This is a genomic window from Methylobacterium sp. Leaf93 (assembly GCF_001422345.1).
Lineage (GTDB): Bacteria > Pseudomonadota > Alphaproteobacteria > Rhizobiales > Beijerinckiaceae > Methylobacterium > Methylobacterium bullatum.
Genome location: NZ_LMMS01000001.1, coordinates 423,061 through 445,670, shown reverse-complemented (window position 1 = coordinate 445,670; position 22,610 = coordinate 423,061). Strand labels below are relative to the sequence as shown.

Annotated in this window: 18 protein-coding genes; 11 read left to right on the top strand and 7 right to left on the bottom strand. The window is 66.6% G+C overall.

Translation table 11 applies throughout. The features are described 5' to 3' along the window. The first annotated feature begins 120 nt into the window (after positions 1-120). The 3 genes from ASF26_RS01985 to ASF26_RS01975 all read left to right on the top strand — a co-directional run bounded on the left by ASF26_RS01985 (position 121) and on the right by ASF26_RS01975 (position 3,772). The gene (locus ASF26_RS01985) at positions 121-1,629 is read left to right on the top strand and encodes a D-alanyl-D-alanine carboxypeptidase family protein (RefSeq protein ID WP_056146974.1); all 1,509 of its coding nucleotides are present in this window, start codon (positions 121-123) and stop codon (positions 1,627-1,629) included. Between the two features lie 31 nt (positions 1,630-1,660). Beyond that, positions 1,661-2,779 (top strand): GTP-binding protein, encoded by a 1,119-nt coding sequence (locus tag ASF26_RS01980; RefSeq protein WP_056248769.1) that lies wholly within the window; start codon positions 1,661-1,663, stop codon positions 2,777-2,779. A gap of 138 nt (positions 2,780-2,917) precedes the next feature. Beyond that, positions 2,918-3,772, top strand: a complete 855-nt coding sequence (locus ASF26_RS01975; protein ID WP_018046129.1) for a hypothetical protein — start codon at positions 2,918-2,920, stop codon at positions 3,770-3,772. A 39-nt stretch (positions 3,773-3,811) separates the two neighbouring features. Here ASF26_RS01975 and ASF26_RS01970 read toward each other — a convergent pair whose 3' ends face one another. The 5 genes from ASF26_RS01970 to ASF26_RS01950 form a co-directional block, all read right to left on the bottom strand. After that, positions 3,812-4,138, bottom strand: coding sequence for an HPr family phosphocarrier protein (locus ASF26_RS01970; RefSeq protein WP_018046128.1), 327 nt, complete (start codon positions 4,136-4,138; stop codon positions 3,812-3,814). A gap of 174 nt (positions 4,139-4,312) precedes the next feature. After that, positions 4,313-4,714, bottom strand: coding sequence for a PTS sugar transporter subunit IIA (locus ASF26_RS01965; protein ID WP_026176340.1), 402 nt, complete (start codon positions 4,712-4,714; stop codon positions 4,313-4,315). Positions 4,715-4,836: 122 nt separating this feature from the next. After that, entirely contained in the window at positions 4,837-5,361 is a 525-nt protein-coding gene (locus ASF26_RS01960; protein ID WP_056248767.1) for an HPr kinase/phosphatase C-terminal domain-containing protein, read from the bottom strand. Positions 5,362-5,373: 12 nt separating this feature from the next. Further along, the gene (locus ASF26_RS01955) at positions 5,374-7,131 is read right to left on the bottom strand and encodes a sensor histidine kinase (RefSeq protein WP_018046125.1); all 1,758 of its coding nucleotides are present in this window, start codon (positions 7,129-7,131) and stop codon (positions 5,374-5,376) included. A 168-nt stretch (positions 7,132-7,299) separates the two neighbouring features. Then, the gene (locus ASF26_RS01950) at positions 7,300-8,010 is read right to left on the bottom strand and encodes a response regulator transcription factor (protein WP_018046124.1); all 711 of its coding nucleotides are present in this window, start codon (positions 8,008-8,010) and stop codon (positions 7,300-7,302) included. A 338-nt stretch (positions 8,011-8,348) separates the two neighbouring features. Between ASF26_RS01950 and ASF26_RS01945 the strand changes: the two genes are divergently transcribed. From ASF26_RS01945 to lepA, 6 genes are all read left to right on the top strand, one after another. Beyond that, positions 8,349-9,173, top strand: a complete 825-nt coding sequence (locus tag ASF26_RS01945; protein WP_082477475.1) for a DUF2470 domain-containing protein — start codon at positions 8,349-8,351, stop codon at positions 9,171-9,173. A 125-nt stretch (positions 9,174-9,298) separates the two neighbouring features. Further along, on the top strand, positions 9,299-12,247 hold the full coding sequence (locus ASF26_RS01940) for a response regulator (protein ID WP_056248760.1): 2,949 nt from the start codon (positions 9,299-9,301) through the stop codon (positions 12,245-12,247). A gap of 135 nt (positions 12,248-12,382) precedes the next feature. After that, positions 12,383-12,805 (top strand): hypothetical protein, encoded by a 423-nt coding sequence (locus ASF26_RS01935; RefSeq protein ID WP_056248755.1) that lies wholly within the window; start codon positions 12,383-12,385, stop codon positions 12,803-12,805. 123 nt (positions 12,806-12,928) lie between these two features. Continuing rightward, entirely contained in the window at positions 12,929-13,216 is a 288-nt protein-coding gene (locus ASF26_RS01930) for a BrnT family toxin (protein ID WP_056248752.1), read from the top strand. After that, positions 13,191-13,499, top strand: a complete 309-nt coding sequence (locus tag ASF26_RS01925) for a BrnA antitoxin family protein (protein ID WP_018046143.1) — start codon at positions 13,191-13,193, stop codon at positions 13,497-13,499. The genes ASF26_RS01930 and ASF26_RS01925 overlap by 26 nt, the downstream gene beginning before the upstream one ends. A gap of 452 nt (positions 13,500-13,951) precedes the next feature. Next, positions 13,952-15,757, top strand: a complete 1,806-nt coding sequence (lepA, locus tag ASF26_RS01920) for a translation elongation factor 4 (RefSeq protein WP_027171154.1) — start codon at positions 13,952-13,954, stop codon at positions 15,755-15,757. A 55-nt stretch (positions 15,758-15,812) separates the two neighbouring features. Here the strand turns inward: lepA and ASF26_RS21765 are convergent, their stop codons facing one another. Then, positions 15,813-16,850, bottom strand: a complete 1,038-nt coding sequence (locus tag ASF26_RS21765; protein ID WP_082477474.1) for a DUF4238 domain-containing protein — start codon at positions 16,848-16,850, stop codon at positions 15,813-15,815. 385 nt (positions 16,851-17,235) lie between these two features. Between ASF26_RS21765 and ASF26_RS01915 the strand changes: the two genes are divergently transcribed. After that, on the top strand, positions 17,236-18,780 hold the full coding sequence (locus ASF26_RS01915; RefSeq protein ID WP_056248748.1) for a sensor domain-containing diguanylate cyclase: 1,545 nt from the start codon (positions 17,236-17,238) through the stop codon (positions 18,778-18,780). A 105-nt stretch (positions 18,781-18,885) separates the two neighbouring features. After that, positions 18,886-21,960: an N-6 DNA methylase gene (locus ASF26_RS01910; protein ID WP_056248744.1), complete on the top strand. Its 3,075-nt coding sequence runs from the start codon at positions 18,886-18,888 to the stop codon at positions 21,958-21,960. 87 nt (positions 21,961-22,047) lie between these two features. Here the strand turns inward: ASF26_RS01910 and ASF26_RS01905 are convergent, their stop codons facing one another. Then, entirely contained in the window at positions 22,048-22,476 is a 429-nt protein-coding gene (locus tag ASF26_RS01905) for a hypothetical protein (RefSeq protein WP_056249758.1), read from the bottom strand. Positions 22,477-22,610 lie beyond the last annotated feature (134 nt).

The window sequence follows — 22,610 nt, the reverse complement described above, 5'->3', positions numbered from 1 at the left end:
GCCCTCTCGCAGGGATGGCCGAAGGCTGGCATCCCTCGCCAAAGCTCGGCCGTTGCGCTATTTTTCTTCGGACGGACCGACCATGATGGCGTCGGGGCGTTCCCTTTCGAGACGGGCCTGATGTCGAACCGATTGTTGCGCCGCCTCGTTCTTGGTCTCGCCACGGCCGCGGGATTGCTCGGAGCGGGTGCGGCCGGCGCGGTGACGGCGCCGATCCTCGTGGTCGAGGTCGATTCCGGCAAGGTCATCTACGCTCAGGGCGCCACCGACCCGTGGTTCCCCGCCTCCATCACCAAGCTGATGACCGCCTACGTCGCTCTCGACATGGTGCGGCAGGGCAAGGTCTCGCTCGACACCCTCATCACCATCTCGCCCGCCGCCGCCGCCGAGCCACCCTCGAAGATGGGCTTCAGGCCGGGCACGCAGCTGACCCTCGACAACGCCCTAAAGATCATCATGGTCAAGTCGGCCAACGATGTCGCCTGGGCGATCGGCGAGAATCTCGGCGGCTCGGTCGAAGGCTTCGCCGCCCTCATGAACGAGACCGCCGCCCGGATCGGCATGCGCGAGAGCCGCTGGACCAATCCCAACGGCCTTCCGGACGCCCGGCAATGGACCTCGGCCCGCGACATGGCGGTGCTCGGCCGGGCACTGATCCGCGACTTTCCAGACAACCGCGCCCTGTTCTCGATCAGCGCGATCCAGTTCGGCAAGTCGATCATGGCCAACCATAACGGCCTGCTCGGCCGCTATGCCGGGGCCGACGGCATGAAGACCGGCTTCATCTGTTCGGGCGGTTTCAACGTGGTGGCCAGCGCCACCCGCAACGGCCGCCGTCTCATCACCATCGTCATGGGCCAGCCGAGCGCCCGCGAGCGCGACCTCAAAGCGTCCGACCTGTTCGATTACGGCTTTGGCCAATCGGCGGGATGGACCGCGCAGACCATCGATTCCCTGCCCGCTTCCGCCATCTCCGAGCCGCCGGACCTGCGCCCCTATATCTGCGACAAGCGCAAGGCCCTGCCGGTCGACGAAGGCCCCGGTCCCATCGCCTCGCAGGCCGGCAGCGAGAATGCCTCGATCCTCGCCGCCGCCGCGCCCGTGGGCTCGGCGCTCGCTTTCGCCACCCTCAACAACGGCTCCCTGAAGGGCCGTGCCCTGCCACCGCGCGCGCCACTGCAGCCGATCCTGGTCTGGATCGGCCGCGATCCGGCCGAAGGCGCCATCGCCCTGAACGAGCAGGCCGAGGCCGAGAAGGCGGAACGCGCCGCCAAGATCGCGGAGGCCCGCAAGGCGAAGCTCGAGGCCGCGAACGCCAAGCGCGAGGCATCGAGGCTCGCCAAGCCGGCCGCGAACGGCAAGGGCGCCGTGCCGGCCACAGCCAGCGCCTATGCTCCGGTGGAGACGACGCCCGTGATCGCGGGCGGCGCGAAATCCTCAGCCAAAGCCGATGCCGGCAAGAAGCCCGCTGCGAAAGCCGCGACGAAGCCGGCCCACAAGTCCCCGGAAAAGCCTTCGGCGAAGGCTGCGGACAAGTCCACGGCCAAGCCTGCGGCCAAGTCTTCAAAAAGCGCCGCCAAGGCATCAGGCACCGGCAAGACCTCCGCTGCGCGATCCGCCGAGGATTGAGCCGGCGGCGGCGGCGGGGTAGGCCGGTTCCATGCCCAATCCCTCCCAGCCCACGTCTCCCAACGACGATCCCCGTCGTCCGAAGCCGATCCCGCTCACGGTGCTCACCGGCTTCCTCGGAGCCGGCAAGACCACGCTCCTCAACCGGATGCTGCGCGATCCGGCCCTGTCGGACACCGTGGTCATCGTCAACGAGTTCGGCGAGATCGGCCTCGATCACCTGCTGATCGAGACGGTGGACGAGGACATGATCCTGCTCGGCGCCGGGTGCCTGTGCTGCACCGTGCGCGGCGACCTCATCGCCACCCTCGAAGATCTGCTGCGCAAGCGCGACAACGGCCGCATCACGCCGTTCCGGCGAGTCGTCATCGAGACGACGGGCCTCGCAGACCCGGCCCCGATCCTCCACGCGCTGATCTACCACCCCTATCTTGCCCTGCGGTACCGGCTGCAGGCCGTCGTCACCGTGGTGGACGCGGTCAACGGCGCATCCACCCTCGACGCTCATCCCGAGGCCGTGCGCCAGGCCGCCGTGGCCGACCGGATCGTGCTGGCGAAGGAGGATCTCGTCGACACGGGAAGCGACGCCCTGCGCGACCGCCTCCGGGTTCTCAATCCCACAGCGCCCATTCATGGTCCCGACGTGGCGCCGGCCGAGCTTCTCGGCGGGTTCTTCGGTCTGGACTGCAAGAGCGCGGATGTCCGCGCCTGGCTCGGCGCCGAGGCCTTCCCGGACCACGATCATCATCACGGCCACCACCATCACGACGTGAACCGGCACGACGCCGCGATCCGGGCCTTCACCCTCACCAGCGACGTGCCGGTGAAGCGGGCCGCCTTCGAGATGTTCCTCGATCTCCTGCGGTCCGGCCACGGCCCGAAGCTCCTGCGCCTGAAGGGGCTGGTGGCGCTCGCCGACGAACCGGACCGTCCCGTGGTGGTCCACGGCGTCCAGCACGTGATCCATATGCCGGTCCAGCTCGCCGCATGGCCCGACGACGATCACCGCTCTCGCCTCGTCCTGATCGTGCGCGATCTCGATCCGGCCTTCGTCACCGGCCTGTGGGATGCCTTTCTGGGGCGTCCGAGGATCGATGCGCCCGATGCCGCCGCGCTGACGGCCAATCCGCTGGCGATCCCCGGGGGCTAGTTCACCGGTCTCTTCGGCAGAGGCCGTCCTATTTCGAGAATAGCTGGGCGGCATTCATTTTGATTCTATATACCATGCTTGGCCTTATGGCCGAGGATGATGTTCCATTTCGGAACACATCGGTAGCGGAATCGCCGAATGAGACAGGGGCTGAGCATCATCGAGGGTGGCCGGTTCGTCGAAGCGGGGCGAATCGGGACGGGTGTCGACGCGGAGGAGTGTCGCATCGTCTTAAGGCGGCCCAACGTGGTGGAGCCGGTGGAGATCGACGCGTGGCGCGCGCTCCTCACCCGTATCCGCTGGCCGGAACCGATCTACGCCGACCCGGACTACCTACTCACCGCGGCCGTGCACCAATCCGGCGGTCGCGATCTCGTCTTCGCCTTCGCATGGAGCGGCCAGGGCGAGCTCGCACGCCTGCGCGGCGTCATTCCCCTGTCCATGCCGCACGGCCTGTGGGGCAATGGCCGGGCACAGGGCTGGTATCCGCCCGGTCCGGTCGTCGCGCCCACCATCGAGCCCGGGTTCCTCGATGAGGTCGAGGGCGCGTTGCGTGCGGCGGTCAAGGCGGTCCATCCCCGCTCGACGCTGATCATGATACCGCCCCCCGCGGTGCCCCTACCGGAGGAGACGGTCCTTCTTTCGGATGCGTCCGATGCCCAGGTCGTGCCGGCGCGGGATCGCGTGGGCGTGCGGCTTGCCGGACCGTGGACCCGTGATGGCGTCGAGATCGAGCGCATCACCGAGCCCTTCCGCATCCGCGATGCCGTCGAGACCTATCTCTCGTTCGATGCGCGGGTGTCCGGAAACCCGATCGTGCGGGATCCGTCCGCCTCGTCCATGGTCAGGGTGGTGACGCGGCGCTTCGCCCAGAGGCGCCAGACCAGCGTCGACTTCGCGCGCAAGGATGGCGTCATCGTCGCCGCGGTCCTGCGCCTCGGCGCAGGTCCGGGCTCGATCGTATGGCGGCAAGCCGAGACGCGGGCGGCCTGACGACCCCATAAGCTTCGGATATCAAAGGCCGCTCCCGGCCTATTCGTCCTCGCCGAATTTGTTGGCGAGGAGGTCGGTGATGGCTTGGAGGCAGGCTTCGGCGTCGCTGCCAGAGGCCACCACGGCGATAGAGGTGCCCTGTGCCGCGCCGAGGGTGAGCAGGCCCATGATCGAGCGTCCGCCCACGGTCTCGCCCGAGCGTGTGACGGTCACCGCGGCCTCGAACTTCTCCACCGTCTGCACGAACTTGGCCGAGGCCCGCGCGTGCAGGCCGCGCCGGTTGATGACCGGAAGGATCCTCAAATGGCCGCCCTCCGGGACCGTGATCTCGGGCTCGACATCGTCGTCGTCGTAAGCGTCGCTCATGGGCCTGTGCCGTCCCTGTCCCGTCCCTGTGCCCGGCGCGCCAACGGTGAGCCCGGCCCGATCCTCGTCCAGTGATGGCACGGCCGAGCCGGGACAACGCCGCGCGAAATCGCCACGCTTGCCTGATAAGCCGACAGAGGATGTTTGGGAAAGTCCGTTCGTCTCGCGGACGTGTTATTTGCCGGCGAGGACGCGGGAGGCGACGTTGATGTACTTCCGGCCCGCCTCCTGGGCATGGAGCACCGCATCCCCCAGGGGCTCGGCATCGCGCACGCTGGCGAGCTTGATCAGCATCGGAAGGTTGATTCCGGCCACCACCTCCACGGTCCCGCCATTCATGCAGGACAAAGCGAGGTTGGAGGGCGTGCCGCCGAACATGTCGGTGAGCACGACGACACCCTTGCCGGTATCGACCCGGTCCACGGCGGAGACGATGTCGAGCCTGCGAAGCTCCATATCGTCGTCGGGGCCGATCGTGATCGTCTCGATCTGCTTTTGCGGACCGACCACGTGTTCAAGGGCAGCCTTGAACTCGGTGGCGAGCAGCCCGTGGGTGACGAGCACCATTCCAATCATAGACGCGTGTTCCGACACCCAGTGGGAGCCGCCATTTTGTGCAGCGCAAGGTCGGACGCAAGACGAGAGTGACGTTTTGCGTCTCCTAGCCCCAGGATCATGTCATGTGGGTGGGCGCCACGCTATATGGGAGAGCCGAATTCGCATGAGACGGTGCGGAGGTGCGTCCGTGGGGCAACGCTCGCACTCGGGATGAGAGCATCGAGCACGAGCCCCGGCGCCAAGGCACGGTCGCGGATGTTGCGGTCCAGCATGATCCGGCGAATCGCGACGTCAAGGACATCGACCGAATCCATGGGCGTGTCGGGCAGTCGCGGCAGCGTCCCGACGAGATCGACAACGAGGCGGATGACGGCCGCATCGGCCAGTGGCGATGCCCGGACGAGCCCCATGCCCCGGATCTCGATCAACCCGTGAAGGGCGGGGTGGCCGCGAGCGACCACGCGTCCGTGATGGGGGCTCAGCCCGATACGGTCGTCGCCCACCAGCGCGCCGTAGCCGCCCTCCTGCCGCGCCCGGTCGAGGAGAGCGAGGGCCAGGGACGATTTGCCGGCGCCGGATTCGCCCCTGATGAGGATGCCCGCTTCACCCAGGACCAAGCAGGTGGCGTGGACCGTGAGGGCCGGCACGGGAGGGGGCCGCTCCACGGGCCGGCGTGCCTAGCGGGACGCCGCGGGGAGGCGCACGACGAACCGTGCGCCGCGCACCGTCGCCTCCCCGTTCTCGTCGGCGGGTCCGGGGCGGTTCGCGGCCCTGATCGTGCCGCGATGGGCCTGGACGATCTGGCGCGAGATCGACAGGCCGAGGCCGGAATTCTGGCCGAACCCCTGTTCCGGCCGGTCGGTGTAGAAGCGCTCGAAGATCCGCTCCAGGGCGTGTTCGGGGATGCCGGGGCCCTCGTCCTCGACGATCAGTTCCACCTCGGCGCGGACCCGGCGCAGGGCCACCCGCACCTTGGCATCGGGAGGCGAGAACGATCGGGCGTTGTCGAGGAGGTTGTTGACGACCTGTCCGAGCCGGCTGTCATGCCCGAAGATCATGAAAGGGGCCTCCACGTCGCCGGGGGGCGTGTCCACGTCGAACTGGATGAGCGCGTCCTTCGGGCGCCGCCGCTCGTTGGCGACGGAGACCACCGTCGTCATCAGCTTGTGCAGGTCCACCTTGCGCGCCTCGGCGCGGGCGAGCTCCGCATCGAGGCGCGAGGCGTCTGAGATGTCACTGATGAGACGGTCGAGGCGCTTCACGTCGTGCTGGATGATGGCGAGCAGGCGCGAACGGGAATCGTCGGACTTGGCGAGGGGGAGCGTCTCCACGGCACTGCGCAAGGAGGTGAGGGGGTTCTTCAACTCGTGGCTGACATCGGCGGCGAAGCTCTCGATGGCGTCGATGCGCCGATAGAGGGCCTGGGTCATGTCGCGCAGGGCACCTGACAGGTGGCCGATCTCGTCGGTCCTGCCGGTGAAATCGGGGATCTCCTCGCGAGACTTGATGCCGAGGCGGACCTTCTCGGCGGCATCCGCGAGGCGGCGCACCGGGCCGGCGATGGCCCCGGCCAGCAGGATCGACAGGACCAGCATCACGGAGGCGGCGATGAGGAAGACCTGGAGCAGGCCGAACCGCTCCGAGGCGATGACCCGGTCGATGTCGCCGCCTTGGGTCGAGAGCATCAGGGCGCCGCGGACCGCCCCCGACCGCAGGATCGGGACCGCCACGGAGACGTTGGTCTCCCCGGCCTCGTTGCGGCGGACCAGGGTGCCGCGAGCGCCGCCGAGGGCGACCTGGACTTCCTTCAGGCTGTGGCCGCTCGCCGGGCCGACCTCTTCCAGGACCGACGTGCGGGCGGTGCCGAACAGCTTGGCCTGGACGAACTCCCAGGCCTGTTCGAGGAAGTTGTGCTTGCTCCGCACGACGATGCCGTCGCTGCGGCCCATCTCGCCGCGGGCCGAGAGCGTACGGGTGTCGAACAGCAGGCCGCCATCCTGGTCGTAGACCCGCGCGCGGTTGCCGGTGGGCGTGATGAGACGGCGCAGGAGCGGCGCCACCCGCTCGGGGTTGAGGGAAAAGGTGAGCGGAGAGGGGGTGTCGTCGCCCGCACCGCCTTCTCCGGCCTGAAGCTGGAGCAGCTTGTCGGGATCGATGCGGATCGCGTCGGTATCCACCGAGGCCGAGGAGGAGATCGCCCCGGCGATGATCTCGCCCTGGATCAGCAGGCTCTGCACCCGCGCCTGGATCAGTCCCTGCCGGAACTGGTTCAGGTAGAGGAAGCCGAACAGGAGGGCGATCAACCCGACGAGGTTGAGGACGACGATCCGGCGCGTCAGGCTCGAGGAGGCGCGCTGGCCGATTCCGCGCCAGATCGTGCGCGGCAGGGAGAGGAGGCCGCGTTGCGGAGCGTCGGCTTGGTCTTGGGAATCCACGATCGTCCGAAGTTGGAGATTTTGCCCGGAATGGGCGCCATCGCTGCAGCAAAACCACCGCCATGCGACGCCCGTAAACACCGCCACGCGACGCCCATACCCGTCCGGTCGGGCGGGCGGCGCGTGGCGGTGACGTTCTCAAGGGAGTTCGACGTCCGTGAGTCGCGCTCAGCCTTCCTTGAAGCGGTAGCCGACGCCGTACAGGGTTTCGATCATGTCGAAGTTGGTGTCGACCACCTTGAACTTCTTGCGCAGGCGCTTGATGTGGCTGTCGATGGTGCGATCGTCGACGTAGACCTGATCGTCATAGGCCGCGTCCATCAGGGCGTTGCGGCTCTTCACGACGCCGGGCCGGTGGGCCAGGGCCTGCAGGATCAGGAACTCGGTCACCGTGAGGGTGACGGCCTCGCCCTTCCAGGTGCAGGTGTGCCGCTCCGGGTCCATCATCAGCAGACCGCGCTCCAGGGAGCGGGCGGCGGCATCGGCCTCGCGCGCGGCGGCGCCCGGCCCGTCCTTGGGGGCGAAGCGGCGAAGCACGGCCTTGACCCGCTCCACCAGGAGGCGCTGCGAGAACGGCTTATGGATGAAGTCGTCGGCGCCCATCTTGAGGCCGAAGAGCTCGTCGATCTCCTCGTCCTTCGAGGTGAGGAAGATCACCGGCAGGTCGGATTTCTGGCGCAGGCGACGCAGCAGCTCCATCCCGTCCATGCGCGGCATCTTGATGTCGAAGATCGCGAGATCGGGGGGCGAGTGCTTCAGGCCGTCGAGGGCCGAGGCGCCGTCGGTATAGGTCTGGATCCGGTAGCCTTCGGTCTCGAGGGCAATCGAGACGGAGGTGAGGATGTTTCTATCGTCGTCCACGAGGGCGATGGTGGGCATTTCGCGTTCCCTGTTGCTCGGATGCGGCCTTCGCGGACGTCGGTTCGCTCATGTCGTCTCCGCATCCCGCCCTCAGAAGACGAGGGCCGGCAAGACGCGCTGGCGACCCCCTCGGAAACGGGGCCGCATTCGCGCGGAGAGTCAGGCTGTGTAAAGACTTCGGTTGAAAAAAGCGAGCTTGCCCGGTGGATATGTCGGTTTGACGCTTGACTGAGGCCCTCGTGCCGCAGTCCGGCGGCCTCGCGCAAGCGGTCCTAGAACACCTATCATCGCGATTCTGAATGAAGGCCGGCGGTCGGAAAAGCCCGGCGCGGAACCACATGAGAGCAGGATACACCATGGCTGACGGAAACCGGATCGAGGATGGTCGGGGCGGGGGCGAGGCGGGCGAGGCACCGCCGCAGCGGCGGGGTCCCGCCGCGCCGCTCCCGGCCTCGGAGGCCCCGTTCGATGCCATCGGCCTCGCCAGGCATCTCCTGCGCAGCATCCGCTCCGGGGCGCTGGCGACCCTCGACGTCGAGGACGGGACGCCCTTCGCCTCGCTGGTGACGATCGCCACGGATGTGGACGGCACCCCCCTGATGCTGCTCTCGCGCCTCTCGGCCCATACGCGCAACCTCCTGGCCGATCCCCGCGCGTCGCTGCTGTTCAGCGCCGGCGGCAAGGGCGATCCCCTGGCCCATCCCCGCCTCACCATCACAGGCCGGGTGAGCCGGACCACGGAGCCGCGCATCCGCGAGCGCTTCGTCGCCCGCCACCCGAAGGCGAAGCTCTACGCGGACTTCCCCGATTTCGGCTTCTTCGCCCTCGAACCCGGCGCCGGGCATCTCAACGGGGGCTTTGCCAAGGCGGCGACGCTGACCCCCGCCGAGCTCCGCCTCGACCTGTCGGGAGCCGAGGCCCTGATCGCCGGCGAGCGCGGGGCGGTGGAGCACATGAATGCCGACCATGCCGACGCGCTCGCCCTCTACGCCAAGGGCGAGGGCGGCGGGGACGGACCCTGGCGCCTGACCGGCCTCGACCCGGAGGGCATGGACCTCCTGGCCGGCGACCGCACCGCGCGCATCCGCTATCCGGCGCCGGTCACCGACATGGGCGGCCTGCGCAAGGTCCTGGTCGAGATGGCCGCGAAGGCGCGCGAGGCCCCGGCTTCCGGCGAATGACTACGCATTTGAAACGACTCCGCGCCTAGGAAGAGCGAGGCGGCGTCCCATCGGGGCGTCCATCGACAAGGTAGAGAGCGGTGCGCAGGCGCGGAGAGCGGAGGCAACACTCGGCGGTGGCGGCCATGATGGTCTTCGCCCTCGCCATCGCGCTTCCCCTCGTGGTGCTCGCCGTCGTTACCACCGACTGGTACGTGACGGCCGAGCGAGCCCGTCTGCAGACCATGGGACAGCTCACCGGAGACCATCTCCGCGAGCGCCTCGACCGTGATCTCTCCGAGATGAGCGCAATGGCCAGGACCCTGGCCACCTCGCCCTCCATCGACGCAGAGGACTGGGCGCGGTTCGACGCTCAGGGGCGGGCACTCGTGGACACCACCGAATTCACGGTGTCCCTCGTCCATGTCGATGGCCGTCAGATCGTCAACACGCGCGTGCCCGCCGGCACGGCTATGCCGTCCTCCCCCCGTCCCGAGCTCGCCGCGTCCCTCATCGCGACCCGGCGCCCGGTCATCTCTCCGGTGATCAAGAGCGTGGTCACCGGAGCCGATATCGTCCTGATCTGCGCGCCGGTCCTGCGCGGCGGCGCACCGGAGATGTTCGTCTCCATCGCCGTGCGCACGGATCACTTCGCCCGCCTGATCGCACAGGCGGAGATCGACGACCCGTTCTCCGCCGTCTTCGTCGATGGCGCGAAGCGCATCGTCGCACAAACCGACGATGCGCCCGACTCGGCCGGCCGCTCCACGAAGGAGCCGCGCCCGTCTCCGGCCAGGCTCCAGCGCCTGGAGGATTGGGAGAAGGCGGAAGCCAGCGTCAGGGAATTCCACCACCGCTCCGGGCTCTCCGATTGGACGGTGGTCACTGGCCTCGACCGGAATGCGTTCGAGGCCTCGCTCTATCGTTCGCTCGCGGTTCTGGGCTTCCTCGCCGTGACGCTGCTGGGCAGCGGCGGGATCGTCGCCTGGATCTATGCCCGGCAGGTGGCCAGGGCGGTGCGGAACCTGAAGCGGGCCGCCGGGGCGATCGGGCGCGGCGACCCCGTCCACCTTCCCGCCAGCGAGATCCGCGAGGTGGAGCAGATCGGCCGGGCGCTCGTGACGGCGTCCCGCGTCTCGGCCGAGCACCACGCCGCCATCGCGGAGGCCAATGCCAATCTGGAAGTCCGGGTGGCCGAGCGCAGCCGCGAACTCGCGGCGAGCCAGGCGCATTACCGGCTCCTCGCCGAGACCATGACCGACGTCGTCATTTTGCGCCATGCCGACTGGCGCATCGCCTATGTCTCGCCCTCGGGCGCGGCGCTGTTCGGCACGGAAGGGTCGGATTTCGATCCGCGCGCGCGCATCCACCCCGACGACCTCGCCGCCTTCTCCGCCGCGGATGCCCGCCTCGCCCCCGAGCGGCCGAGCATCGTCTCCCTGTTCCGGATGCGCCATGCGGATGGCCGCTGCATCTGGATCGAGGCGGTCAACGACCTTCTCACCTCGGCGGAGCCGGGGGACCCCAACGTGATCTCGACCCTGCGGGACGTGACGAAGCGGCAGGATCAGGCCGACGAATTGCGCATGGCCCGCGATGCCGCCGAACTGGCCCAGGCCAAGGCCGAGAATGCGAGCCGGGCGAAATCGGAGTTCATGAACCTCATGAGCCACGAGATCCGGACGCCGCTGACGACGATCAAGGGCTTCACCGACCTTCTTGCGCACACGAGCGGGCTCTCACCCGATCAGGTCCGCTATCTCGCCCTGGTGGGGGCGGCCACCGACACGCTTCTCGGCACGGTGGACGACGTCCTCGATTATGCCCGGGCCGGGGAAGGCGACCTGCGCCTCGACAGCATCCCCCTCCACCTGCCCGCCCTGGTGAGCGGGACGGCCGATCTCGTGAGGCCCATGGCCGAGGCGAGGGGGGTCGCCATCGACGTGGCCGTTCCCGGCGAAGGCTCTCGCCACGTCCTGGGCGACGAGCGACGCCTCAGGCAGATCCTCCTCAATCTGCTCAACGACGCCATCGGCACGTTGCGCCGGGGCACCGTCACCCTCGCGCTGCAGGGGCCGCGCGCCACCGAGCCCGCCGAGCGCTGGCGCGTCTTCGTCACCGCCCATGCCGGTGAAGACCCGGAGCAGTCCGTAGCCCGCACCGTGGCCCTCGACGGCAGCGGCCTCGGCTTCATCATCGCCCAGCGCCTCGTCGGACTCATGGGGGGCGGGCGCATCGACCGGAGCACGCCGCTGGGCGAGACGGCGGCCTACCGGTTCTCCCTCTCCCTGGCGCCGGCGCCGGTGCTGACACGCGCCGCGCCGGCTCCGAGCCCGGACGCGCCCGGGGCCGGCCGCATCCTCGTGGTGGAGGACAACCCGATCAACCGGGAGGTCGTCCAGGCGATGTTGAAGCGCCTGGGGTACGGCGTCGACATGGTCACCGACGGAGAGGCGGCCATCCTGGCGGTGCAGGCCAGCGCCTACGACCTCGTCCTCATGGACGTGTCGATGCCCGGAATGGACGGGACCACGGCCATCCGGCGCATCCGCTCCCTGCGGCATCCCGCGCGCCGGGTGCCGGTCGTGGCCATGAGCGCCAGCATGATGCCGGACCGGGTCCGCACCCTCACGGAGGCCGGCGCCAACGGCCATCTCGGCAAGCCGTTCGATCTCCCGACCCTGTCGCGGGTGGTCGGCGACCAGATCTCCTCCATCGTCCTGCGTGAGAGCGACGCGGGCGCGCCGACGCTGGAACGGCCGCCGATCTTCGACCGGACCGCCTTCGACACCCTGATCGCCGGCATGGGCGAGGAAGCGGCCCGCGAGGCCGTGCGCGCCTTCGTCAGGCTCGTCGACCGTTTTGGACCCGACACGGACGCGGCCGGCGCGGAAACCCTGGCCGCCCAGGCAGACAGGACGGGATTCCGCGACCTCGCCAAGGCCTGCCGGACCTTCGCTGCGCTGCCCGCCGGTGCCGCGCGGGACGAGGCCCATGGGCGCTGCCTCATCGCCCGCGACCTGATGAACCGCATGGTCCACGAGATCACGGGGCCGACCATGCCCGAAATCCGCCAGACGGTGGCCCTGCTCTGAGTGGCTCTCACACACCTCCCGCTGCGCCGGGGTGCTTCGAGAGAGAACCGACCGTGACCGGAAGTTGTGTGAGTCACTCGGAAAGCGAAAGCGCCCTGCCATCTCCAAGCGTCCCCATGAACCCGTGACTTGCCAATGCACCCCTTCCTCGTTGCAGCCCTGCTTCTGACCTCGACCGTCGCGCTCGCGCGCGATGATGCGGCGGTCAGCGTGCCCGATCTGATCGCCAATCCAGCAAAGCGCATCGGAGAAAGCATTGTCATCCGACGTATCCGATGCGTCGACCCGGGCGGGGCCGGACTTGTTTGTGTGGCCGTGAGGGGACGGCTCACTCTTCGGATAGAGGCAAGCCTGTTGGGGCCTTTCACCAAAGTCGACATCGCGGAGAAGCTGATCGGCCTCTGCAAGGGAGAGGCGAAGCTCGATGCGGCGGCCTGCACATTCGATATCCTGATCACCCCCAAGACGACACGCCAGGATGACGGAACCGGTGGCCGCGGTACGGTCACGGTCATCTACGGCAACGAGATCGAAATGTACGCTCCGCGTCGTATGTGACCGCATGACCCTTCTAGGCCTTGAAGGGACGGAATCCGCGACGTCATAGGGTCGTATGGGCTATTTTCTGCTATAGCGAAAAATTGCTTGCGGCTGCTATTAAGCGCCCCTACATCTAATCGTGTGACCGCGACCTGGGACGAGCGTAAGCGCAAGGCCAACCTGCTCAAGCACGGGCTGGACTTCGCCGACTTTGATGCTTCGTTCGATGCGGAACGGGCACTCATTCGCCCGACCAGGCCGAGCCGCACCGGCCGCAACCGCTACATGCTCATCGGCGAGTGGAACGACGTCCTCGTCGTGGTCGTCATCATTTCACCCCTGGGGACGGAAGCGTTCGATATCGTCAGCCTTCGCCCAGCCAACGGGAAAGAGAGGAAGACCTATGACGACCACCAATCCCAAGCCTGAGGGCGTCAGCTTCTCCCAGGAGGACTGGGACGAGGTATCCGACACGCCCCCGATGACCGACGCAGAGCTCGCCGAACTCAAGCCCCTCAAGGAAGCGGCGCCGGAGATGTATAGGCTCATGACGAAGCGCGGGCGCGGCCGACCGCCTGTCGAGTCCCCCAAGGTGAATCTGACGCTCCGCGTCGATCCCGCCGTGCTCGACGCCTACAAGGCGACGGGCGCCGGCTGGCAGACGCGGATGCACGAGGCCCTTGCGAGGGGCGCGGGAGAGCTAGCGCGATGACGGGCGAACGGATCTATTCGGTCGCGCTTCGGCGAGAGGAAGACGGCTCGCTCCACGCCTATTGCTCTGCCGTACCGGAAGCGATCGCCTGTGGGGCGACCCGCGAGGAGGCATTGCATGAAATGGGCGAGGCCCTGTTGGCCGTCCGGCGGGGACATGGGCGCCGTGGCCTTGCTATGCCGCCGCCAACCGAGGGGACGCCGGAGGAAACCGAGCGGGTCGTCCTACGGGATGTCGTCTCTACCAGACGACGATGAGGTCTGCTCACTGTTGGCTGCTCTGAGAGCCGTCGCGCCCGGAACCGAGGGGCGCGACCACGTGCGGACGCGGCTCCGCTTGGCGTGCCGGTGCCGCACTGCTATCTCCCGACACGCGTCCACACACCGAAAAGCCGTGCGCCGGGCCCGTCCTTACGCCGACGGACCGCGACCGCGCCGGAGACAGACCCCTCGATGACCACCGTCCCCATCGACAACATCCGTAATTTCTCCATCGTCGCGCATATCGACCACGGCAAGTCGACGCTGGCGGATCGGCTGATCCAGACCACCGGCACGGTGGCGCTCCGCGACATGAGCGAGCAGATGCTCGACTCCATGGACATCGAGAAGGAGCGCGGGATCACCATCAAGGCCCAGACCGTGCGCCTCGAATACCGCGCGGAGGACGGCAAGGACTACATCCTCAACCTGATGGACACCCCCGGCCACGTGGACTTCGCCTACGAGGTGTCGCGGTCGCTCGCGGCCTGCGAGGGCTCGCTGCTGGTGGTCGACGCCTCCCAGGGCGTCGAGGCGCAGACGCTCGCCAACGTCTACCAGGCGCTGGACGCCAACCACGAGATCGTGCCCGTCCTCAACAAGATCGACCTGCCGGCCGCCGAGCCCGAGCGCATCCGCGCCCAGATCGAGGAGGTGATCGGCATCGATGCCTCCGAGGCCGTCGCGATCTCGGCGAAGAGCGGCCTCAACATCGAGGCGGTGCTGGAGGCCATCGTCAAGCGCCTGCCGCCGCCCAAGGGCGACCGCGACGCGCCCCTCAAGGCCCTGCTGGTGGACAGCTGGTACGACGTCTATCTCGGCGTCGTCGTGCTGGTGCGCATCGTCGACGGCGTGCTCAAGAAGGGCATGAACATCCGCATGATGCGGGCCGACGCCGTGCACGGCGTCGACAAGATCGGCGTGTTCCGGCCGAAGATGGCCGATATCGGCGAGCTCGGCCCCGGCGAAGTCGGCTTCTTCACCGGCTCGATCAAGGAGGTCGCCGACACCCGCGTGGGCGACACGCTCACGGAAGACAAGCGCCCCTGCAAGGAGATGCTGGCGGGCTTCAAGGACGTGCAGTCGGTGGTGTTCTGCGGGCTCTTCCCCGTGGATGCGGCCGAGTTCGAGACCCTGCGCAGCGCCATGAGTAAGCTCCGGCTCAACGATGCCTCGTTCTCGTATGAAATGGAGACCTCGGCGGCCCTCGGCTTCGGCTTCCGCTGCGGCTTCCTCGGGCTGCTGCATCTCGAGATCATCCAGGAGCGCCTGGAGCGCGAGTTCAACCTCGACCTGATCTCGACGGCCCCTTCCGTGGTCTACCGTCTGCAGATGACGGACGGGACGATCAAGGAGCTGCACAACCCGGCCGATATGCCGGACGTGATGAAGATCACCGCCATCGAGGAGCCGTGGATCCGCGCCACCATCCTCACGCCCGACGAGTATCTCGGCGGCGTCCTGAAGCTGTGCCAGGACCGGCGCGGCACCCAGGTCGACCTCAACTACGTCGGCAAGCGCGCCATGGTGGTCTACGACCTGCCGCTGAACGAGGTGGTGTTCGACTTCTACGACCGCCTGAAATCGATCTCGAAGGGCTACGCCTCGTTCGACTATCACATCTCGGATTACCGCGAGGGCGACCTCGTGAAGATGTCGATCCTCGTCAATGCCGAGCCGGTGGACGCGCTCTCGATGCTGGTCCATCGCAGCCGCGCCGAGCATCGCGGCCGGGCCATGTGCGAGAAGCTGAAGGACCTGATCCCCCGCCACCTGTTCCAGATCCCGGTCCAGGCGGCGCTCGGCGGCAAGATCATCGCCCGCGAGACCATCAAGGCCCTCTCCAAGGACGTGACCGCCAAGTGCTACGGCGGCGACATCTCGCGCAAGCGCAAGCTCCTCGACAAACAGAAGGAGGGCAAGAAGAAGATGCGCCAGTTCGGCCGCGTGGAAATCCCGCAGGAGGCGTTCATCGCCGCCCTGAAGATGGACGACTAACCTGAAATTCTAGGCGCTTCAGGGACGGCTGAGGCGCCTAGAGTTTTTCTTTGCTCTAATTCAAATCCCACAGATTTTTCAATAGGGAGGACATTTCCTCCTCGTTTAATATCGCAGAATTAGTGTTAATGTTGTCTCTCAGCATGAGATTTTCTTGATTGATGCGGGACGAGAATATTTCGTTTATTGACGATTTTGAGATTGCTGAGTTTAAATCTGAACTTGTCATCCGTTTTAGATAACTATTTCTATTGCCTACAATGCAGCGCCCTGGGTCTATTGGCAAAATGATATGATCCCAATTAGTGGCGTCCTTCACGGGTCCAAGGTCTCCGCCGGATTTTGAGCAAATTATTCCACAATCTCCTAATACCAAGTCTAATTCTGGAAAGTCCCAAACTTCCCAATTGGGTATATTCCAGGCTGAAGCGCTTTCTCGATAGCTTGCTGCTTCTAGAAGCGTCTTGTTAAAAGATTCTTTTATAGCATCGTTCATCACTTCTGGATCGATCATTCGATGAACTGATTTATAAAGTTCTTCCTGAAAAGCTCCGCCTGAAATATATGCCGTCACAGCTAATTCGACAGTTGTATATATTCCAAAAACCCTGCAGTTCTCATATGCAAATAGTAGTTCTTTGTTGTTGAGTGTGGATAATTTTTGCCAAAAACGATATGCTAAATGGGGATAAATCTTCTCGATAAAATTTATTTTATAGATCTGGTCCCGCATTTCTGTGAGTAGATTTAGTATTAAATCCTCAAAGCGCATACGGATAGAGCGGGTTCTCCAGGCTTGTAGCCAAATCAAATTAGAAAGATCCGCAGAAAAGTCGTTTGGGTTTTGGCCGTTTGCAATTTCTCTGAATATATGGGCCCAGTCGCCTTCTTTTTCGGACAGTCGGTCTTCAAGGTCTGGGTCTAAACCATACATTTTTTTCTTGACGGCAACATCTTTAGTACTTAGCTCGCGCGGTTCACCTAATTTTGGGATTACCCAGATTTTGAACTTGTTTTTCTTTGGGTCAGCTTTAGAAGCAAATCGGTTCAAAAGAAAACGGGGAAGAAAATGATTTCTACGTTTGGCCGACAATAGTTGCTATCCTTGACATTAAGGGGATAACTGATGCAATTCCATTCCTGAACATATCTCGGATGCTGGTTGCTGGCAAATCGGAAAACAGCGGAAGGCCCTGCTGGGATCATTACTTAAGTATATGGTGCGGGGGCTGGTTTCCTGCGTTCAGTTCGGTTGTCCAAAAACATCCCGCGGGAGGCATTCATCGCCGCGTTGAAGATGGACGATTGAGAAAGAGCCGGAGCGGGAGCCTCTGTTTCCACCTAAGGTTGTGCTTCGGCGCGTTTAACACCGCATTAAGCCCTGTGGCTTAGAACCCGCGGCTCGCCGTGTCCCGGCTGAAGAGGCGGGTAACAGGGTCTGAACCAGGCACCTCTGAGTAACCTGGGAGGAGATGCCGATGGTCCTGCCGCGCCGATTCGCTCGCAGGTTCCGCTCGGCGCGCACGTGGATTCTCTTCGGGATCCTGGCGCCGGTGGGCATGCTCGTCGTGTCCGCCCTCATGCTGCTCGACCTGCGCAAGGACGCCTGGGACAAGGCCGAGCAGACCTCGCAGAACCTGCTCCAGATCATCGAACGCGACATCGCACGCAACATCGAGATCATCGATCTGTCGCTGCAGGGCGTCACCGAGAACCTGAAACTCCCGGCGCTCGCCCATCTGTCGCCGGAGTTGCGCCAGCTGATCCTGTTCGATCGGGCGATCTCGGCACAGGACATGGGCGTGATCCTCGTCCTCGACGAGCGGGGCGACAGCATTCTCGACGGCCATGCCATCCCGGCGCGCCACACCAACAATGTCGACCGCGACTACTTCAAGGCCCACAAGGCAGGGGGCGGTCGTGGCTTGCTGATCAGCCAGCCGCTGATGTCGCGTTTGACGGGCGCACGCGTCATGGTGCTGAGCCGTCGCGTCGACAAGCCGGACGGGTCGTTCGGCGGGGTGGTCCTGGGCACCCTGAAGCTGTCGTACTTCACGCGGTTGTTCGACCGCCTGGGCCTCGGCCGAGACGGCGCGATCAACCTCTACCTGCGCGATGGGACGCGCGTCATGCGCTACCCGAATCGGGACTCCGATTTCGGGACGAGCCTCGCCGGAACGGCCAATTTCGAGCGGTTCGTCCGCGAGGGCAGCGGTAGCTTCGTCGGGACCTCCAGCCTTGACGGGGTGGACCGGCACTATGCCTTCACGCAGGTCGGGACCTTGCCCTTGATCCTGAACGTCGCCCTGGCGGTGAACGAGATCGAGGCCGAATGGCGCGCGAAGGCCATCGTCATCACCGCCATCGTGGTGGCGCTGTGCGGCCTGACCATCTGCCTCTCGCTGCTGTTCGGACGAGAGTTGGAGCGGCGCGGCGCGATGCAGGTCGAACTCGCCCGGCAGTCGCTCACCGATGCGTTGACCGGCCTGCCGAACCGCCGCCGGTTCGAGGAGGCCCTGACCGCCCTGCGGGGCGATGCCGGCCATGCGGCCCGCTCCTTCGCGCTGCTGGTCATCGATGCCGATCACTTCAAGCGTTTCAACGACCGCTATGGGCATGCGGTGGGCGACGAGGTGCTGCGCGGCCTCGCCCGCTGCCTGCTGGGGAGCATTCACCGTCCCGTCGATCTCGTCTGCCGGGTGGGCGGCGAGGAATTCGCGATCCTGCTGCAGGATGGCGACGAGGACGAAGCCCTGCGCATCGCCGAACGGATTCATGCCAGGGTGGCGCTCCTCGCGGTGGAGGCGGCCGGGATCGAAGCCGGATCGGTGACCGTGAGCATCGGCGTCGCGACCATGGGCGCGCCGGGAGCCGACCCCCTCACGCCGTCGGATCTGTTCAGTCTCGCGGACGCCGCGCTCTACGAGGCCAAGGCCAACGGCCGCAACCAGACCCGGTTCGTCGAGCGCCGTCGCGGCGTGGTGGACCGGCGCCAGGCGAGCTTTCGTCTGGCAGGCGCCTGAAGGGCGCGCACCCACGCCTCGCGTACAAGCTGTGCGTGGTCGCGTTCCGTGCTTGATGGGCAACCTCAGGTATATATAGTCCGCAGCCTCACGTGAGGGCTGGCGATGGCGATCGACGACGATGCTCTGACTGCGATCATCGCGGAACTCTCGATCCGTCCGGGACATGAGAAGGTCAGGGCGCTGCTCTATCGCCTGCTGATCGAGGCGCTGGGCGCCAAGAGCGAGCAGATCTTCTTCGAGAGAAAGATACCTGAGGTTAGAGGACGCCTCGATGCCCTGCTTGGCCGTACGATCATCGAGATCAAGTCGGACCTGCGCCGGGAGGCCAGGGACGCCGAGGCTCAACTCACCCGCTACCTGCCCGAACGCGAGAGTGCCGCTGGCCAGCGTTACGCGGGGCTCGCCACCGACGGCGCCACCTTCACCGCCTACGAGATGCGGGACGGCGTCCTAGTGCGCCTCACCGAGCACGAGGTGAAGCTGGCGGATGCCCGTGGCCTCACCGCCTGGCTCGAAGGTGTCGTCGCCGTCCTCGACTGGCTGCCGGCGGATGCGGCCGGGATCACCAATGAACTCGGCCGCCAGAGCGCCGCCTTCGCGCGGACCCTCGGCCTCCTCGCCAAGGCTTGGGAGGCGCTGGCGGCGGACCCGGAGGCGGTGCTGAAGCGGCAGCTCTGGTCGCGCCATCTCGGCTTCGTCTACGGCAAGGCCATCGACGACGACACGCTCTGGCTCCAGCACACCTATCTGGTCATCCTCGCCAAGGCGATCGCCGCCGGAACCATGGGCGCCACCGGGCGCTCGCCCGAGGATCTGCTATCGGGGCGCGCCTTCCACGAGGCGGGGGTCCACGGCGCGGTCGAGACGGATTTCTTCGGCTGGGTGATCCAGGTGCCGGGCGGGGAGGCCATCGTCGCCAGCCTGGCCGCACATGCCGCCCGGTTCGACCTCGGCAGCGTCGATGTCGACCTTCTGAAGGTGCTCTACGAATCCCTCATCGATCCGGCCCAGCGCCACGATCTCGGCGAGTACTACACCCCCGACTGGCTCGCCCGGAAAGTGGTGCGGCGCGCCCTCGACCGGCCGGCCGAGCAAACCTGCCTCGATCCCGCCTGCGGCTCGGGCAGCTTCTTGTTCCACGCGGTGCGCCTCAAGCGCGAGGCCCTGATCGCGGCCGGAGTGCCGCTCGCCGAGATCGCGTCCCGCTGCTGCGCCTCCGTCACGGGGCTGGACGTCCATCCGGTCGCCGTCATCTTCGCCCGCGTCACCTACCTCTTGGCGCTCGGCGACGCCCTGCCGGGGCGAGGCGGCGACATCTCCCTGCCTGTCTATCTCGGCGATGCGCTGCAATGGAACGTGAAGCGCGACGGGTTCGAGCGCGACCTCGTGGTCGAGGTGCCGCGCGACCCCCGCGAGGGCCGCAAAGGCGCGCCGACCCTGCGTTTTCCCCTCGGCCTCTGTGCCGATCCGCCCCTGTTCGACCGCGTCGTCACCGCCATGCACGATGCCAGCGAGGCCGGCCGCACGGCGGACGCCTTCGCGCGTGGGCTCACGGGGCTCGGCGTCGCGGCGGAGCAGCACGCGACACTCGTCACCACCTTCACGATCTACGACCGCCTGCGCCGGGCCGGCCGCGACCATGTCTGGGGCTTCTTCGCCCGCAACCTCAGCCGCCCGGTGGCGCTCTCGGACGGCGCCAGGGTCGATGTCGTCATCGGCAACCCGCCCTGGCTGTCCTACCGCTACATGGCTCCCGCCCTGCAGGCCCTGTTCCGAGATACCGCGCGACGGCTCGGCATCTGGGTCGGCCCCGACGAGGCGCGGCTGGTGACGCAGACCGATCTGTCGGGCCTGTTCTTCGCGCGGGCGGCGGAACTCTATGTCCGGCCTCCGGAAGGCGACCGGCCGGGCGGGCGGGTCGCCATGGTGCTGCCGCTCGCCGCTCTCAGCCGGGGCCAGTTCCGAGCCTTCCGAACCGGGGACTGGACCGAGGTCCGTGTCGCGTTCTCGGAAGCCTGGGTTCTCGACAACCAGGCTGTCTCGCCCCTGTTCAGGGTGCCCACCTGCGTCCTGTTCGCCGACGTCACGGCGGGCGAGGCGCGGCCGACGCCCATGAGGGTTACGGCTTTCGCCGGGCGACTCCCCTTCAAGGACGTGCCCGAGGAGGTGGCGGATCGCTGCCTGCGGCAGGCTCCGGCCGATGCGCCGGTGCCCGCGACGTTCGAGGCCGGGTCGCCCTATCGCCCGCTCTTCCATCAAGGGGCGACCCTCGTTCCTCGCATGCTGTGTCTGGTGGATCGCGTTCAGTCCGGCCGTCTCGGCGGCAACGCCGCAGCGCCGCTCTTGAGAAGCAGGCGGTCCCCACAGGAGAAAGCTCCTTGGCGAGACCTGCCCGCCCAACAGGGGGCTGTCGAAAGCGGTTACGTCCGGCCGGTCTATCTGGGCGAATCCATTGCGTCGTTCCGCGTTCTGAACGCATTCGAGGGCATCGTGCCCGTGGCGTCCGATGGGAATGTTCTCGACGCAAAACAGGCGAGCGATCGTGGTGTGAACCGTCTCGGAGCCTGGATGCGACAGGCCGAGGCAAGCTGGGCGCAACACAGCGCCGGACGCATCACCCTCAAGCAGCGATGGAATTTCCAACGCGGATTGTCCTCACAATTTCCGCTGCCGCCCATTCGCGTGGTCTTCGCCAAGGCCGGCTTATGGCCCGCGGCCTGTATCGTCAGGGATCGCCGGGGAATCATCGACCACAAACTCTACTGGGCGGACGTTCCTTCCGAGGACGAAGCCTGCTTCCTCGTCGCCATCCTCAACAGCGAGGCGGTTCGCGTCCGTATCGCCCCGCTGCAGAGCCGGGGCGAGCGGGGCGCGCGGGATTTCGACAAGCTGATGTTCACGCTTCCGATCCCCCGGTTCGACCCGCGCGAGGCGGCCCATGCCGGGCTGGCGGCGGAAGGCGCGGTGGCGGAGGAGGTGGCGGCCGATGTCGCGCTGCCCACGGGGGCCTCGTTCCAGAAGGCTCGGGCCCTGGTGCGGGACGCCTTGCGGGAAGAGGGCGTGTCGGCCCGCATTGATACCCTTGTGGAGACGCTCCTCGGGCCTGATCCGCGCCTCGCCCTGCCGGACGACGAAGCCGTTCCTGCCCGCGACGAGGAGGAGACCGTCGACGCCTGAAACCGAGGCCCGGCGGAGGGGCGCCGCCGCGCGGTCGCGCGGACAGGCCTGAGTGAACCGGACCCGGCGAGGCTCGGTTCGAGGCCGCTACTGGGCCTTGTCGCCGGTTTCCGGGGCGGTCCGGTCGGCGGGCGGTTCGGCGGTCGCCACCGCCGTGCGTTCCAGCATCGGCTGGAGGCGGATGGCGAGTTCGCCGCCGAGATGGCGGGTATAGGCGGCCTTGAAGTAGCGCTGGCCGGTGCCGTTGCCGAAGAGCCGGTCATGGGTGCGGATCATCGCATCCACTTCGGGGCGGCAGAGGAAGCCGATGATCCCCGCCGCCTCGTACCAGCGGCCCGCCCGGGCATGGCGCATGGCCGCCGGGTTGGCCATCACAGTCTCGGCGAAGCACTCCGTGGCGGCGCGCTCCAGCGGCGCCATGGCCGCATGGGCGTGTCCGGGTGTACGGGGCGCCGCGTTCGCGGCACCCGCCGTCGCGACAAGGGTCAAGAGAGCGCCAAGCAGCCGAGCTTTCATCGCGCACATACCTCGAGGTCGATCGAAGTCGATTCGCCTCGAGTATTCATCGAAGACTTGGACAGGAACAGGGCATGGCGCGCGGCTGAGCCCGCCATGCGCGATTTCGTGAGCCGACTGTGCCCGGCCGATCA

Coding starts and splice junctions, on each gene's coding strand:
- ASF26_RS01985 (WP_056146974.1), top strand. CDS start 121: ATGTCGAACCGATTGTTGCGCCGCCTCGTTCTTGGTCTCGCCACGGCC.
- ASF26_RS01980 (WP_056248769.1), top strand. CDS start 1,661: ATGCCCAATCCCTCCCAGCCCACGTCTCCCAACGACGATCCCCGTCGT.
- ASF26_RS01975 (WP_018046129.1), top strand. CDS start 2,918: ATGAGACAGGGGCTGAGCATCATCGAGGGTGGCCGGTTCGTCGAAGCG.
- ASF26_RS01970 (WP_018046128.1), bottom strand. CDS start 4,138: ATGAGCGACGCTTACGACGACGACGATGTCGAGCCCGAGATCACGGTC.
- ASF26_RS01965 (WP_026176340.1), bottom strand. CDS start 4,714: ATGATTGGAATGGTGCTCGTCACCCACGGGCTGCTCGCCACCGAGTTC.
- ASF26_RS01950 (WP_018046124.1), bottom strand. CDS start 8,010: ATGCCCACCATCGCCCTCGTGGACGACGATAGAAACATCCTCACCTCC.
- ASF26_RS01945 (WP_082477475.1), top strand. CDS start 8,349: ATGGCTGACGGAAACCGGATCGAGGATGGTCGGGGCGGGGGCGAGGCG.
- ASF26_RS01940 (WP_056248760.1), top strand. CDS start 9,299: ATGATGGTCTTCGCCCTCGCCATCGCGCTTCCCCTCGTGGTGCTCGCC.
- ASF26_RS01935 (WP_056248755.1), top strand. CDS start 12,383: ATGCACCCCTTCCTCGTTGCAGCCCTGCTTCTGACCTCGACCGTCGCG.
- ASF26_RS01925 (WP_018046143.1), top strand. CDS start 13,191: ATGACGACCACCAATCCCAAGCCTGAGGGCGTCAGCTTCTCCCAGGAG.
- lepA (WP_027171154.1), top strand. CDS start 13,952: ATGACCACCGTCCCCATCGACAACATCCGTAATTTCTCCATCGTCGCG.
- ASF26_RS01915 (WP_056248748.1), top strand. CDS start 17,236: ATGGTCCTGCCGCGCCGATTCGCTCGCAGGTTCCGCTCGGCGCGCACG.
- ASF26_RS01910 (WP_056248744.1), top strand. CDS start 18,886: ATGGCGATCGACGACGATGCTCTGACTGCGATCATCGCGGAACTCTCG.
- ASF26_RS01905 (WP_056249758.1), bottom strand. CDS start 22,476: ATGAAAGCTCGGCTGCTTGGCGCTCTCTTGACCCTTGTCGCGACGGCG.